Raw genomic sequence first — 13,501 nt, 5'->3', positions numbered from 1 at the left:
CTGCACGCGGCTTATTGCAGGGTCACGCCGGACTGCTTGACCAGCTTTTCGGTGCGCGGGATCTCCGCGCTGACCATCGCGCTGAAATCGCCGACGCTGCCGCCGCGCGGCTCGGCGCCGGTGGCAGCCAGGCGTTCACGGAACTCCGGCGCCTTGAGCAGCTTGTTGATCGAGACATTGAGCTTGCTGACCACGTCGGCCGGCGTGCCCTTGGGCGCGACAATGCCGTACCACGGCGCGATATCGAAGCCGGCATAACCCTGCTCGGCAATCGTCGGAATCTCCGGCGCGTTGGGCGAGCGCTTTGCGGTGGACATGCCGAGCGCGCGCAGCTTGCCGGCCTTCACATACGGCAGGCCGGTCATGATGGTGTCGAAATACATCGACACCTGGCCCGACAGCAGCGCCGGGATCGCTTCGCCGGCGCCCTTGTACGGCACATGGACGATATCGATGCCGGCCGCGGCCTTCAGCATCTCGCCGGCGATATGCGAGGTGGTGCCGGCACCGAACGAGGCATAGGTCAGCTTGCCCGGATTGGCCTTGGCATACGCGACCATCTCGGGCAGCGTCTTGAACGGCAGCGAGGGGTTGGACAACAGGATATTCGGCGTGACCGCGACCACTGCCACCTTCTCGAACGCATCCGGGTCATAGCTGAGCTTCTTGTACAGGAACCGGTTGGTCACCATCGACGCCGGCCCGGACATCAGCAGCGTATAGCCATCGGCCGGCGCGCGCGCGGCCGCCTCGCTGCCGATCATCGCGGCGGCGCCCGGGCGGTTTTCAACCACGAAGGTCTGGCCGTATTCCTTGCCGAGGCCAAGGCCGATCTGCCGCGAGATCAGGTCTGTGGCCGAGCCGGCCTGGAACGGCACGACAATACGCACCGGCTGGCTGGGCCAGTCGCGGGCGCCTTGCGCAAGTGCCAGTGAAGAGGCCGCCAGCATGGCGACTGCAAGCAGGCTGCGGATAGCAGTGGAACGCATCTTTGTACCCTCATCGATAGAAGAAATGGCATCCGCTGACAGCAACGGATGGCACTTCCCAGTCCGCAATATGCGTGCCATTGGCGTTGGGCCGATCGCGGCGCGCGTCCTGTCCGCCCCCTTCCGTTTCCTGGAAGTTTGCGCAGGTCTTGCACCGGAGTCGCCCACCTGGCACCGGCATTCGCCGGACTGTCTTGTCTCCGTGGGGCCAGCGCACTGCGTGGGTGCGCCGTGCCCCGCCCTGGTGGTGGGGTGTTCCTCACCCCATTGTTGTTATTCGACTTCCATGCAGAGGTACTTCGTCTCCAGATACTCGTCGATGCCATGGCGTGAGCCTTCCCGGCCCAGCCCCGATTGCTTGACGCCGCCGAACGGCGCCACCTCATTGGAGATCAGCCCGGTATTGATGCCGACCATGCCGTACTCGAGCCCCTGCGCCACGCGCCAGATCTTCGCCATGTCGCGCGAGAAGAAGTAAGCGGCCAACCCGGATTCGGTATCGTTGGCCATCGCCACCACTTCTGCTTCGCTGGTGAAGCGGAACAGCGGTGCCAGCGGGCCGAAGGTCTCCTCGCGCGCGACCCGCATCGACGCAGTCGCATTGGCCAGCACCGTGGGCGCGAAGAAGGTGCCGCCCAGCGCATGGCGCTGGCCGCCCGTCAGCACCGTGGCGCCTTGCGCGAGCGCGTCGGCGATATGCGCTTCGACCTTGGCCACCGCGTCGGCGTCGATGAGCGGGCCTTGCGTGACCCCGCTGTCGACGCCATGGCCCGGCCGCAACTGCTCGACCGCGCTGACCAGCCGGCGCGCGACCTCGTCGTAGACGCGGTCGTGCACATAGATGCGGTTGGCGCAGACACAGGTCTGGCCGCTGTTGCGGAACTTGGAGGCAAGGATGCCCTCGACCGCGCGATCCAGGTCCGCGTCATCGAAGATGATCAGCGGCGCATTGCCACCCAGTTCCAGCGAGAGCTTCTTCACGGTGCCTGCGCACTGCGCCATCAGCAGCTTGCCGATCGCGGTCGAGCCGGTAAAGCTGAGCTTGCGCACCACCGGGCTGGCGCACAGCACGCCGCCGATCTGCACGGCGTCGCCGGTCACCACCTGCAGCACGCCACGCGGCACGCCGGCCTGTTCGCCCAGCACTGCCAGCGCCAGCGCCGTGAGCGGCGTCTGTTCGGCCGGCTTGACGATGATGGTGCAGCCGGCGGCGAGCGCCGGGCCGACCTTGCGCGTGATCATCGCCGCGGGGAAGTTCCACGGCGTAATGGCCGCGCACACGCCCACCGGTTCGCGCAGCACCAGCATCTTCTGGCTGCTGCGCGGGCTGGCCAGCACCTCGCCATCGACCCGCTTGGCTTCCTCGCCAAACCACTCGAGAAAGCTCGCGGCATAGGCCACCTCGCCACGCGCCTCGGGCAGGGGCTTGCCTTGCTCTGCGGTCATCAGCCGGGCCAGGTCTTCCTGGTGCGCCAGCATCAGATCGGCCCAGCGGCGCAGCACGGCGGCACGCGCCTTGCCCGTCTGTGCGCGCCACGCCGGCAGCGCGCGCTCGGCGGCGCGCACCGCCTGTTCGGCTTCAGCCGCGCCGGCCAGGGGCACCGAGCCGATCCGTTCACCGGTTGCCGGGTTGCAGACGGCGAGCTCTGCGCCGCTTTGCGCCCCGGTCCATTCCCCGTCGATCAGGCAATGGCTGCGCAACAGCGCGGTATGTTGGAGTTCCATGTGTTCCCCTTATTCGGCCAGCGCCTGGGTCAGCACCGCCAGCGCCGCGTCGAACTGCGCCTGCGGGATGGTGAGCGGATAAAGGAAGCGGATGACATTGCCGTAGGTGCCGCAGGTCAGCAGCACCAGTCCGGCTTCCAGCGCACGCGTCTGCACGCGCTTGGCATGCTCGGCGCTGGGCTGGCCTGTGGCGGGATCGCAGAATTCGGCGGCAACCATCGAACCCAGCCCGCGCACCTCGGCCATTGCGGGGCAGTGCTTGCGCTGCGCCAGCAGGTGCTCGCGCAACTGCTGGCCCAGGCTGGCAGAGCGCTCGCACAGCTTTTCTTCCTCGATGACGTCGATGACCGCGTGCGCCGCCGCCACCGCCAGCGGATTACCGGCATAGGTGCCGCCGAGGCCGCCGGGCAGCGGTGCATCCATGATCGCGGCCCGGCCGCTGACCGCCGACAGCGGCATGCCGCCGGCCAGGCTCTTGGCCATGGTGATCAGGTCCGGCTCCACGTCATGGTGCGACATCGCGAACATCTTGCCGGTACGGCCAAAGCCGGTCTGCACTTCATCGGCGATCAGCACGATGCCGTGCTGATCGCATACGGCCCGCAGCCCCCGCATGAAATCGGCCGGCGCCGCCTGGAAGCCGCCTTCGCCCTGCACCGGCTCAACGATGATCGCGGCCACGCGGGCCGGATCGATATCGGTCTTGAACAGGCCTTCAAGCGCCTGCAGCGCCCGCTCAGTGCTGACGCCATGCAGCGCGCTGGGGAACGGAGCGTGGTAGATGTCGGAGGGGAACGGGCCAAACCCGATCTTGTACGGCGCCACCTTGCCGGTCAGCGCCATGCCCAGCAGCGTGCGTCCATGGAAGGCGCCCGAGAAGGCGATCACGCCGGGGCGGCCGGTATGCGCACGGGCGATCTTGATGGCATTCTCCACGGCCTCTGCGCCGGTGGTGAACAGGGCCGTCTTGTTCAGGCCCTGGATCGGCACCAGCGCGTTGATGCGCTCGGCCAGCGTGACATAGCCCTGGTAGGGCACGATCTGGTAGGCGGTATGCGTGAAACGCTCCAGCTGCGCGGCGATGGCCTGCATCACGCGCGGGTGGCGATGGCCCGTGTTGAGCACGGCGATGCCGGCGGCGAAGTCCGTGTAGGCACGGCCTTCCACGTCCCACAGCGTGGCGTTCTCGGCGCGGTCGGCGTAGAAATCGCACATCACGCCCACGCCGCGCGGCGTCGCGAGGGTACGGCGTTGGTTCAGTTCGAGGTTTTTCATGGTCATTGTGCGGTAAGGACTGTCGGCACCGGCCGACTCGCGAAACGGGCACCGCTGGCAGGGGCCCAGCGATGCCAGCCATTTCAACCGGCCTTGGCCCTATAATCCAGTACCGCTTTCGCAATTCCGATGGTGCCAATTTGAAATCGATCTGCGGCGACCAGCTGCTCCAGCGCCTGGGCCCCGAAGGCACGGCGGCACTGGGCAAACCGCTCAACCGCGGCCTCTACGAATGCATCCGCGGCGCGATACAGGACGGCAGCCTTGCGCCGGCCACCCGCTTGCCGCCGCAACGCGACCTGGCCGCCGAACTGGGGCTGTCTCGCAATACGGTGATGTTTGCCTACGACCAGCTGCTGGCCGAGGGCTACCTGTATGCACGCACCGGCAGCGGCACCTTCGTTGCCGCCACCGCGCCGGAGCGCTACCTGAACGCCGCCGCGGTGCCGGCGACCGAGGTCGGGCCGCAGGCCATGCCCGGGCTGTCACCGCGCGGACAGCGGCTGCTGGCCAATGCCTCGGCCTCGCCCACGCAATGGGGCGCATTCATGCCGGGCGTTCCCGACGTCACGCGCTTCCCGCATCGCCGCTATGCACAGATCTCGGCCCGCGTGTGGCGCAACCCGCACCCGGAGTGGCTGAGCTACAGCCATGGCGGCGGGCTGCCGGCGCTGCGCGAAGCCCTGGCGGCGCATCTGCGGGTAGCGCGCTCGGTGCGCTGCGATCCGGACCAGGTGCTGATCACCGAGGGCATACACCAGGCCATCGACCTGGTGGTGAGGATGCTGGGCTCGCCCGGCGACCAGGCGTGGGTGGAGGAACCCAGCTATTGGGGAATCCGCGGCGTGCTGCAGGTCAGCGATATCGGCATGGTGCCGAAGCTGGTCGACGACGAGGGCCTGACGCTGCCCGACACGGAGGCCGGCGGGGAGATGCCCGCGCCGCGCTTTATCTTCGTCACGCCCTCGCACCAGTACCCGCTTGGCGCCGTGATGAGCCTGAAGCGCCGGCGCGCGCTGCTGGAGTACGCCCGCCAGCGCGGCAGCTGGATCGTGGAGGACGACTACGACAGCGAGTTCCGTTTTTCCGGGCAGCCGATCCCGTCGTTGCAGGGCATGGAGCCGGATGCGCCGGTGATCTATATCGGCACCTTCAGCAAGACCCTCTATCCGGGCTTGCGCATGGGCTACCTGGTGTTGCCGCGCAGCCTGGCCGGCGCCTTCCAGACCGCGCACGCCGAGCTATACCGGGCCGGCCACCTGATGACGCAGGCAACCGTCGCCGAATTCATGCAGGCCGGCGACTATGCCGCCCACATCCGCCGCATGCGGCCGCTGTATGCCCGACGGCGCGCCATCCTGGCCGCGTTGATCGAGCGCTATCTCGGCCCCGGCGCGCTGCATGAGCACGGCAGCAATGCCGGCCTTCACCTGGTGCTGCGCCTGCCCGACGATGCCGACGACGTGGCCATCACCGCCGCCGCCCGCGCGCGCGGCATCATGGTGCGGCCGCTGTCGCGCTATTTCATCGGCGATGCCGTGCAGCGAGGCCTGCTGCTGGGGTATGCCTGCGTGCCGGAGGAGGACATCGCGCCGGCCTTCGACAGGCTGCTCGGCTGCCTGCCGCGCGGCGGCATGCGCGCCCCGCAGCGTTGAACCGTGCCGAGAGACAAGCCCCGCCGTCCTGAAGGCGGCTTCATCCTGAAATAACGGAAGATGCAATGAATCAACTGTTGGTCCGCAATGTCCGGCTCGCAGCCGGGAACCAGGTCGATATCCTGATCGCAGACGGCCAGTTCGCGCGCATCGGCGCCGGGCTTGAGGCGCCGGCCGGATGCCAGGTCGAGGACGGCAACGGCGCGCTGGCATGAACGCATCCGTCAAATAGACTAGCTGCAGGGCGGCGTTGAGATCGTGCACTTGCGTTGCGCGGTAGTCGCTTGCAAAGCACATTGGCCGTCGGGCCCGGGTGACAAGCGGGCCACAACCCCACGGAGGTGGTAGTCGATGAAGCCTCGTCACGATCCACAGCAATGGCGCCGCTTCTATATCCTTGATGAGAAGAACCGGCCAGTGCAGGTAGCCGACCACGACGAATGGTCGCGCTGGATGGCGGACAACGACCTGGTATTCCGCCGCACCCTGCTGGAGCAGTCCGGCGGCACGGTGACGACCCGCTTCCGGGGCGTGTCGGAGGCCGCGCCGACGGACACCCCCTTGTTCATCACGCGCGTGACCGGGCAGGCCGAGCAGGACAATGAAAGTTTTGGCGCGCAGACACTTGACGCGGCGCTGGAACAGCATGAGCGGATCGTGCAGAAGCTGCTGCGCCAGCTGACCGGGCGGTGACCGGCAGCCGGACCAGTGCGCCCTTGCCTGAGCCTTAGCGTCGGTCGCACCGCGAGTGAACATGCGCCCCCTGCTGGAAGCCCGCCTCGTCAACGATGCCTTTGGCGATCCGGGGCTGTTCGTAGACTTCCTGGACGAACGGCGCGCGCTGCTGTTCGACCTGGGCGACATCGCCCGGCTGATGCCGCGCGAGCTGATGCGCCTGTCGCATGTATTTGTCACGCATGCGCACATGGATCATTTCTCTGGCTTCGACAAGCTGCTGCGTGTGCTGCTCGGGCGCAAGCCGCGCCTCGTGCTGGTCGGCGGGCCAGGATTCCTGGCACAGGTCGAGCACAAGCTGCTTGCCTATACCTGGAACGTGGTGCATCGCTACGCCACCGAGCTGGTCATCGAAGTGGCCGAACTTGGACTCGACGGGCAGATGCGGCACGCCTGCTTTTCCAGCCGGCACGGCTTTGCCAGGGAGGCCGAAGCGTGTGTCGAGAGGGCCGGCGATATCGTGCATGACGAAGCGACGTTCCGGGTGCGCGCCTGCTTTGTCGATCACGGGATTCCATGCCTGGCCTACCTGGTGGAGGAAAAGGCCCGGCTCGGCGTCAACAAGGAGCGCCTGGCTGCATCGGGCCTGACCACCGGCGCCTGGCTGCGCGAACTCAAGCATGCGGTCCTGACCGGCGCGGCCGCCGATGCCCCGATCCTTGTGCAATGGCGGGACAGGAGCGGCGACCATGCATCGGCGCGAACGGTCGGCGAGCTGAGCCGGCTGATCCTGGATACCGAGCCCGGCCTGCGCATCGGCTACGTGACCGACCTGCGCTATACGAGCGCGAACGTGCAAGCATTGTCGCAACTGATGCAAGGCGTCGACCAGCTCTTCATCGAGAGCGTGTTCCTGGATGTCGACCGGGCACACGGCCTGCGCAAGAACCACCTGACCGCCGCCCAGGCCGGGCGGATTGCGCGCAGCATAGGCGCACGCGCGGTGACGCCGTTCCATTTTTCGCCACGCTATCAAGGGCGCGCCGATGAACTGGCTGCCGAGGTACGGGACGCCTGGGGCACGGAGTCCTTTGCAGAACAGGTGCCGCCGGCGGTCTAGATCTTGATCTGCGTGCCAATCTCGATCACGCGATTTGCCGGTATGTTGAAGTAATCAGCAGCATTGCCGGCGTTCCTGCTCATCGTGGCAAACAGACGTTCACGCCATGACGCCATGCCACTGGGACCGCCGGCTGCAGCGACGATGGCCTCGCGACTCAGGAAAAACGAGGTGTCCATGATGTCAAACTCCAGGCCAGCCGCCGGAGGCAGAGCGCCGAGCGCCTGCGCGACATCGGGCCGGTTCATGAAGCCGAAGCGCAGCGTTATCCTGTAGCAGGCGTGTCCGAGCGGCTCAACGGCTGCGCACTCGGTCGCCGGCACCGATGGCACATCCTTCATTTTCACGGTAAGAAACACGACGCGCTCGTGTAGCACCCTGTTATGGTTGAGGTTATGCATCAACGCGTGTGGCACCACATCCGGTGTCGGGGTGAGGAACACCGCCGTGCCGGGCACGCGCGGTGGTGGTGCGAGAAACAGCGAATCCAGGAACGACTTGAGGGGCACGTCGGTACTTTGGAGCCGCTCCAACAGCGCTTGCCGGCCGCGAACCCATGTCAGCATCACGACGAATATCCCAGCCCCGACAACGAGCGGGAACCAGCCCCCTTCGGCAACTTTCAACAGGCTGGAGGAAACGAAAGCCATATCCACCGCAATAAAGAAGCCGGTTGCGACAAGGCTTAGCAGCAGGTTGTAGCGCCAACCGTAGTGGATCACAAAGAAGGTGAGAAGCGTCGTCACCAACATCGTGCCGGTGACCGCGACCCCGTACGCCGAAGCGAGATTGGACGAAGATCCGAAGCCGAGCACGGCAACCAGAACCGCAACAAGCAACATCCCGTTGAGAGTCGGTATGTAGATCTGACCGATCGCTCGCTCCGATGTGTGCACCACGTTCATGCGTGGCAGATAGCCCAGCTGGATTCCCTGTTTCGTCAGCGAGTAGGCACCCGAAATCGTCGCCTGCGACGCGATCACTGTTGCCGCTGTCGCGAGTGCAACCATCGGATAAAGGGCCCACGACGGATACAGCAGGTAGAAGGGGTTCTCGATTGCTTTTGCATTCACAATGATCAGCGCGCCCTGCCCCAGGTAGTTGAGCGCAAGCGCCGGGAATACCAGCCCGAACCAGGCCAGGCGAATCGGGGCACTGCCGAAATGCCCCATATCGGCGTAGAGCGCTTCGGCACCGGTGAACGCGAGCAGCACCGCCCCAAGCACCGCGAACGAGGCGAACCCGTGCTGCGTGACGAAGCCGAGCGCGTGCAGCGGGCTGAGCGCGCCCAGGATTGCGGGATACCGGGCGATGCCGTGGATGCCCGCGGCGGCCAGGGCGAGAAACCACACGATCGTGACAGGCCCGAACAGCGCGCCGATGGCGGCGGTGCCATGCCGCTGGAACAGGAACAGCGCGATCAACACACCCACGGATGCCGGCAAGACATAAGGCTGCAGCGCGGTAGTGCCCACCTCGATGCCTTCGAGCGCCGAGAGCACCGACATGGCAGGTGTCAGCACGGCATCGCCATAGAAGAGCGCCGCGCCGAACAGGCCCACCAGCAGGATCGGCGTCGGCGAGCGACCGACCTTTTTCACGGACGACAGGGCGAGCGCGAGCAGTGCCATGATGCCACCTTCGCCCCTGTTGTTTGCCCGCATGATGAGGATCACATACTTGAGCGAAACCACCACCATCAGCGCCCAGAGGATCGCGGAGATACCGCCAAGTATGTTCTCGGTTACGAGCGGGATCCCGTGGGCTGGATTGAAGGTCTCCTTGACCGCATAAAGGGGGCTCGTGCCGATATCGCCGTAGACCACGCCCAACGCAGCAAGCGTGAGCTCTGCACGGGATTGCTGCGGATGCGACGCGTCTGGCGTTTCACCGTTCATGGCATGGGAATCCACCGCTGCTCCTCGATTTTCGAACGGATGGTCCGCCTGCTCAGGGCAATCACGTGAGGGCGCCCCCGCCGAGAGCCCTTCTGTCCGGCCCCGCCTTGCGGCAGCGAGAGACGTATTCGGCCCATGCCCGCCGCATGCAAAATGCCGCCAAACCTGTCGTTGGGCCAGCCTTGCTACAATTCTGGTTCACAGAACGGCAAATATCATGGGCTTTGAACAACTCGCAGCACTAAGGGATCAACTGGCAAACAAGGCAAAGGCCGAATCCAAGGCAAAGGCCGAATCACGGGCGGAAGGCAAGCGCCGGCGCCCTGCGCCGGCTGCCGCGCAGGCTGCGGCACCCGCGAAGCCGCCCGTCGATCCTGTGGTGCATTCCATTGCCCGGCTGCAGAAGCACTTCCCCAAGGCGTTTCCGAAGAACCCGGCGCCCAAGGTGCCGCTGAAGGTCGGCACGTTCGAGGATCTGGCCCAGCATGCGGGCAAGCTGGCCCTGACCGAGGCGGAGCTGCGTGAAGCGATCCGCACCTGGTGCAGCGGCGCACGCTATTGGTCGTGCATGGTGGAAGGCGCCAAGCGGCTGGACCTGGAGGGCAATGAGGCCGGCGTCGTCAGCCTGGCGGATGCCAAGCGGGCCCAGCAGCTGAAGGCCCGCCGCGGTGCGGGCACCCGGCCGCGGAAAGCCAAGCCCGCCACGCCCGCTGCCACGCCTGACACCCCTGCCGCGCCCGACGCCACGCCTGACAGCCCCGACACGCCTGCCACGCCCTGATCCCCACCGTCGGATCTGCAGCGGCGCTTACGCCAGCACCGCGCGCGCGATCACCGTCCGCTGGATTTCCGACGAGCCTTCATAGATGCGCAGGATCCGCGCATCGCGCACCAGGCGCTCCAGCGGCATTTCGCGCGTGAAGCCGTAGCCGCCGTGGATCTGTAGCGCGGCGTCGGTGACAAAGCCGACCATCTCCGAGGCATAGAGCTTGGCCATCGATGCCTGCTCGGTGAAGGGCTCTCCGTCCCGGCGCCGCACCGCCGCCTGCAGGGTCAGCAGCCAGGCCGCCTCCAGCCGCGTGCGCATGTCGGCAAACATCCATTGCAGGCCTTGCTTGCGCGCCAGCGGCTCGCCGCCGACCTGGCGCTGCCTGGCCCAGTCCGCCGCGCACGCCAGCGCTGCCTCGGCAATGCCCAGGCTGGTGGCAGCCACGTCCAGGCGGCTGTTGTCCAGCACCTTCATCGCGGTACGGAAGCCCGTGCCTTCCGGCCCCAGCCGGTTGGCGGCGGGAACGAAGCAGTCCAGCGCCACCTCATGGGCCGGCGCCCCGCGAATTCCCATCAGTTTCTCGGCGGGCGCGATCTGCACGCCCTCGCTGTGCCGGTCCACCACGAAGGCGCTGATACCGCGCGTGCCGGCGGCGGGATCGGTCTTGGCGTAGACGACGATAAAGTCCGCAGCGTCCGCATTGGAGATGAAGTGCTTGACCCCGCGCAGGCGGTAGCCGTCGCCCTCCGGGGTGGCGCGCGTGGCCATGTCCGCCGGGTTGGAGCCGGCGCGCGGCTCGGTCAGCGCAAAGGCGCCCAGCTTGCCGCCGGCGGCCGCATCCGGCAGGTGGCGCTCGCGCAGGCTGTCGTCGCCGCCGATCAGGATGGAATCGGTAGCCAGGTAGTGCGCGCCGATCATCGACGAGGTCGAGGCGCAGGCCTTGGCAACCTCCGCCAACGACAGGATCAGTGCCACCGGCGAAGTCTCGGTCCCGCCCCAGCGCTCCGGCAGGTTCATCCCCATCAGGCCGAGCTCGGCAAGTTGCGGCACATAGCACGTGGTGGAGGCTTCGGCCCGGTCCACCTCGGCCGCCTTCGGCGCCAGTTCGCTTTGCGCGAAGCGTCCGATGGCATCGGCAATCTCAAGATCGCCCGGCTCTACGCCCAGTCGTTTATGCATGTTGTTTCTCCTTGCTGAACACTTGCGGATGCGCCGTGGCAGCGTTGGCCAGCTCGGCCAGGATGGCTTCGGTGTGCTGCCCCAGCGCCGGCGCGGGCGTCACGCGGTTGGCGCCGTAGCCGGAGAACTTCACCGGCTGCGACGGCAACCGCACGGTGCCGCCCTCCGGCCCGGGCACTTCGGCAAGCAGGCCGCGGTGGGCGGCATGGTCGCTCTCCAGGGCTTCCTTGACGTTGCGGATAGGCGCGACAGGGATGCCCGCCTCGCTCAGCAGGCGGTTCACCTCGGCCACGGAACGGCTGGCCGACCAGGCTTCGAGACCGGCGCGCAGATCGCCCTCGAAGCGGCAGCGCGTCTCGTCGTCGGCAAAGCGCGGGTCCTGCGCCATCTCCGGCCGGCCGATGGCATTGGCCAGCGCCTGGAACAGCTTGTTGTTCAGCACCGCCACCACATAGAAGCCGTCCGCGGCGCGGTACACGCCGAACGGCGCGGACGAGGGATGGCGGTTGCCGACGCGCAGCGGCGCCAGGCCGGTCGCGGCATAGCGCGCGACCAGGGTGGCGCTCAGGCTCAGGGTGGCGTCGAACATCGAGACATCGACATGCGTGCCCCGCCCGGTCTTCTCGCGCGCCAGCAGCGCGGCCAGCACGCCCCATGAGGCGAACAGGCCGCTGACCGCATCGGAGACGGCCTCGCCCAGCATGGTCGGGGTGCCGTCCGGGGCGCCGGTGGCATCCATCAGCCCGCACATTGCCTGCAGGATGATGTCGTAGGCCGGACGGTGCGATTCCGGCCCGGTCTGGCCGAAGCCCGACACGCTGGCGTAGACCACCGGCGGATTCAGCGCACGCAGCGCCTCATAGCCGATGCCCAGCTTGTCCGCGACACCCGGGCGGAAGTTCTCGACCACCACGTCGGCCCGGGCGCAGAGCGAGCGCGCCAGCTCCAGGCCCGCTGCCGTCTTCAGGTCGATCACGATGCTCTGCTTGTTGCGGTTCATGGCAGAGAACAGACCGCTCTTGCCATCGACGAAGGGACCGACCGCGCGGTAGTCATCGCCGCCAGGCGGTTCGATCTTGATCACCTCTGCGCCAAGGTCGCCGAGCAGCGCCGTGCAGTAAGGGCCCGCCAGCACGCGCGAGAAATCGATCACGCGGATGCCGGCAAGCGGCAGGTCGGAATGAGTCACGTCTTGGCCTCCAGGCTTGCAAACCCGCGGGCTTGCGTTTCAGTGACACCGATTCTGCGCAGCGCAGGCTATCAAGTAAAATATTGAATTCGACTAGCACCTATAGGATTTTCTGATGCGCGTCTCCTTGCGGCTGTTGCGCTACTTCGCCGCGGCGGCCGAAACCGGCAGCACCACGGCGGCTGCGCGGCTGCTGAACGTCTCGCAGCCCTCCATCTCCGTTGCCATCCGCGAACTGGAGACGCTGTTCGAGGAAGCCTTGTTCTCCCGTGATGTCGGCGCAAGGATGACCCTGACCCGCTTCGGCGTACGCAAGCTGGCGGAAGCGCGCCACATCCTCGGAGCAGCAACAGCATTTGAAGTGGACAAGAGCGGCGATGCCGCCGCGGGCGAGGTGCAGATCGGCGTCTTCCGCACGCTGGCGCCGGTCTATCTGCCGGTGGTGCTGCGCCTGGCACGCGAGCGCTATCCCAAACTGTCGGTACGCTTTGTCGAAGGGGATCTCGCACAACTGGAAGACTGGCTGCACGGCGGGCAGATCGAGCTGGCGCTGACTTACGACGTAGGCATGCCCGAAGACATCGAGCGCGAACTGCTGGCAGAGCTGCGGCCCTACGGCCTGCTGCCCGCGGGCTCGCGGCTGGCCAGGCGCAAAGGCAGCCTGTCGCTGCACGAACTGGCGCAGGAACCGCTGATCCTGATCGACCTGCCGCACAGCCGTGAATTCCTGATGGCGCCGTTCTGGCAATTCGGGCTGCAGCCCGAGGTGCGCTACCGCGCGACTTCGCTGGAACTGGCGCGCGGCATGGTGGCGAACGGACTGGGCGCGGCGCTGCTGATCACGCAGGCGCCGGCGTCGTCCCAGATCACCGCCGTCGTGGAAAAGCCGATACGGGAAGATACCGTGCGCCAGCCGCTGGTGATCGCGCGCACGGCCCGCGCGACGCGCACCCGCGCGTCAGAGTTGCTGGCCGAGTGCGTGCGCGCGGCTGTGGAAGAAGCGAAGATCCGGCGCGCTTGACGGCGC

The 13,501-nt window shown here is 66.9% G+C and carries 12 protein-coding genes; 6 read left to right on the top strand and 6 right to left on the bottom strand.

Annotated features, from left to right (window positions below):
- Positions 1 to 11 precede the first annotated feature (11 nt).
- From I6H87_RS23715 to I6H87_RS23705, 3 genes are all read right to left on the bottom strand, one after another.
- A complete protein-coding gene (locus tag I6H87_RS23715) occupies positions 12 to 989 on the bottom strand; it encodes a Bug family tripartite tricarboxylate transporter substrate binding protein (protein ID WP_010809704.1) in 978 nt (325 codons plus the stop codon).
- A gap of 273 nt (positions 990 to 1,262) precedes the next feature.
- Positions 1,263 to 2,714, bottom strand: coding sequence for an NAD-dependent succinate-semialdehyde dehydrogenase (locus I6H87_RS23710; protein WP_010809703.1), 1,452 nt, complete (start codon positions 2,712 to 2,714; stop codon positions 1,263 to 1,265).
- Between the two features lie 9 nt (positions 2,715 to 2,723).
- Positions 2,724 to 3,989: a 4-aminobutyrate--2-oxoglutarate transaminase gene (locus I6H87_RS23705; protein WP_010809702.1), complete on the bottom strand. Its 1,266-nt coding sequence runs from the start codon at positions 3,987 to 3,989 to the stop codon at positions 2,724 to 2,726.
- Between the two features lie 140 nt (positions 3,990 to 4,129).
- Between I6H87_RS23705 and pdxR the strand changes: the two genes are divergently transcribed.
- The 4 genes from pdxR to I6H87_RS23685 all read left to right on the top strand — a co-directional run bounded on the left by pdxR (position 4,130) and on the right by I6H87_RS23685 (position 7,439).
- The gene (gene pdxR / locus I6H87_RS23700; RefSeq protein WP_010809701.1) at positions 4,130 to 5,644 is read left to right on the top strand and encodes a MocR-like pyridoxine biosynthesis transcription factor PdxR; all 1,515 of its coding nucleotides are present in this window, start codon (positions 4,130 to 4,132) and stop codon (positions 5,642 to 5,644) included.
- Between the two features lie 65 nt (positions 5,645 to 5,709).
- A complete protein-coding gene (locus I6H87_RS23695; protein WP_155737070.1) occupies positions 5,710 to 5,859 on the top strand; it encodes a hypothetical protein in 150 nt (49 codons plus the stop codon).
- Positions 5,860 to 5,995: 136 nt separating this feature from the next.
- Positions 5,996 to 6,337 (top strand): hypothetical protein, encoded by a 342-nt coding sequence (locus I6H87_RS23690; protein WP_011616930.1) that lies wholly within the window; start codon positions 5,996 to 5,998, stop codon positions 6,335 to 6,337.
- Positions 6,338 to 6,398: 61 nt separating this feature from the next.
- The gene (locus I6H87_RS23685; protein WP_011616929.1) at positions 6,399 to 7,439 is read left to right on the top strand and encodes a ribonuclease Z; all 1,041 of its coding nucleotides are present in this window, start codon (positions 6,399 to 6,401) and stop codon (positions 7,437 to 7,439) included.
- Here the strand turns inward: I6H87_RS23685 and I6H87_RS23680 are convergent.
- Positions 7,436 to 9,337, bottom strand: coding sequence for a potassium transporter Kup (locus I6H87_RS23680; protein ID WP_011616928.1), 1,902 nt, complete (start codon positions 9,335 to 9,337; stop codon positions 7,436 to 7,438). The genes I6H87_RS23685 and I6H87_RS23680 overlap by 4 nt on opposite strands.
- A 217-nt stretch (positions 9,338 to 9,554) precedes the next feature.
- Between I6H87_RS23680 and I6H87_RS23675 the strand changes: the two genes are divergently transcribed.
- Entirely contained in the window at positions 9,555 to 10,118 is a 564-nt protein-coding gene (locus I6H87_RS23675) for a ProQ/FinO family protein (RefSeq protein WP_011616927.1), read from the top strand.
- 27 nt (positions 10,119 to 10,145) lie between these two features.
- Here I6H87_RS23675 and I6H87_RS23670 read toward each other — a convergent pair whose 3' ends face one another.
- Together I6H87_RS23670 and I6H87_RS23665 are read right to left on the bottom strand one after the other, a co-directional pair.
- Positions 10,146 to 11,285 carry an acyl-CoA dehydrogenase family protein gene (locus I6H87_RS23670; RefSeq protein ID WP_011616926.1) on the bottom strand — a complete coding sequence of 380 codons (1,140 nt, stop codon included), beginning with the start codon at positions 11,283 to 11,285 and terminating at the stop codon, positions 10,146 to 10,148.
- Positions 11,278 to 12,474, bottom strand: coding sequence for a CaiB/BaiF CoA transferase family protein (locus I6H87_RS23665; RefSeq protein WP_011616925.1), 1,197 nt, complete (start codon positions 12,472 to 12,474; stop codon positions 11,278 to 11,280). Before I6H87_RS23665 ends, I6H87_RS23670 begins: the two co-directional genes overlap by 8 nt.
- Positions 12,475 to 12,589: 115 nt before the next feature.
- Here I6H87_RS23665 and I6H87_RS23660 point away from each other — a divergent pair, with 115 nt between their 5' ends.
- Positions 12,590 to 13,495 carry a LysR family transcriptional regulator gene (locus I6H87_RS23660; RefSeq protein WP_011616924.1) on the top strand — a complete coding sequence of 302 codons (906 nt, stop codon included), beginning with the start codon at positions 12,590 to 12,592 and terminating at the stop codon, positions 13,493 to 13,495.
- Positions 13,496 to 13,501 lie beyond the last annotated feature (6 nt).

The sequence above is a fragment of the Cupriavidus necator genome (genome assembly GCF_016127575.1).
Classification (GTDB): domain Bacteria; phylum Pseudomonadota; class Gammaproteobacteria; order Burkholderiales; family Burkholderiaceae; genus Cupriavidus; species Cupriavidus necator_D.
This window is presented reverse-complemented; position numbering and strand designations above follow the sequence as displayed.

Excerpts from the sequence above, each read along its gene's own strand:
- I6H87_RS23680 (WP_011616928.1), bottom strand. The coding sequence starts at position 9,337 with ATGAACGGTGAAACGCCAGACGCGTCGCATCCGCAGCAATCCCGTGCA.
- I6H87_RS23685 (WP_011616929.1), top strand. The coding sequence starts at position 6,399 with ATGCGCCCCCTGCTGGAAGCCCGCCTCGTCAACGATGCCTTTGGCGAT.
- I6H87_RS23715 (WP_010809704.1), bottom strand. The coding sequence starts at position 989 with ATGCGTTCCACTGCTATCCGCAGCCTGCTTGCAGTCGCCATGCTGGCG.
- I6H87_RS23690 (WP_011616930.1), top strand. The coding sequence starts at position 5,996 with ATGAAGCCTCGTCACGATCCACAGCAATGGCGCCGCTTCTATATCCTT.
- I6H87_RS23695 (WP_155737070.1), top strand. The coding sequence starts at position 5,710 with ATGAATCAACTGTTGGTCCGCAATGTCCGGCTCGCAGCCGGGAACCAG.
- I6H87_RS23710 (WP_010809703.1), bottom strand. The coding sequence starts at position 2,714 with ATGGAACTCCAACATACCGCGCTGTTGCGCAGCCATTGCCTGATCGAC.
- I6H87_RS23670 (WP_011616926.1), bottom strand. The coding sequence starts at position 11,285 with ATGCATAAACGACTGGGCGTAGAGCCGGGCGATCTTGAGATTGCCGAT.
- I6H87_RS23660 (WP_011616924.1), top strand. The coding sequence starts at position 12,590 with ATGCGCGTCTCCTTGCGGCTGTTGCGCTACTTCGCCGCGGCGGCCGAA.
- I6H87_RS23705 (WP_010809702.1), bottom strand. The coding sequence starts at position 3,989 with ATGAAAAACCTCGAACTGAACCAACGCCGTACCCTCGCGACGCCGCGC.
- I6H87_RS23675 (WP_011616927.1), top strand. The coding sequence starts at position 9,555 with ATGGGCTTTGAACAACTCGCAGCACTAAGGGATCAACTGGCAAACAAG.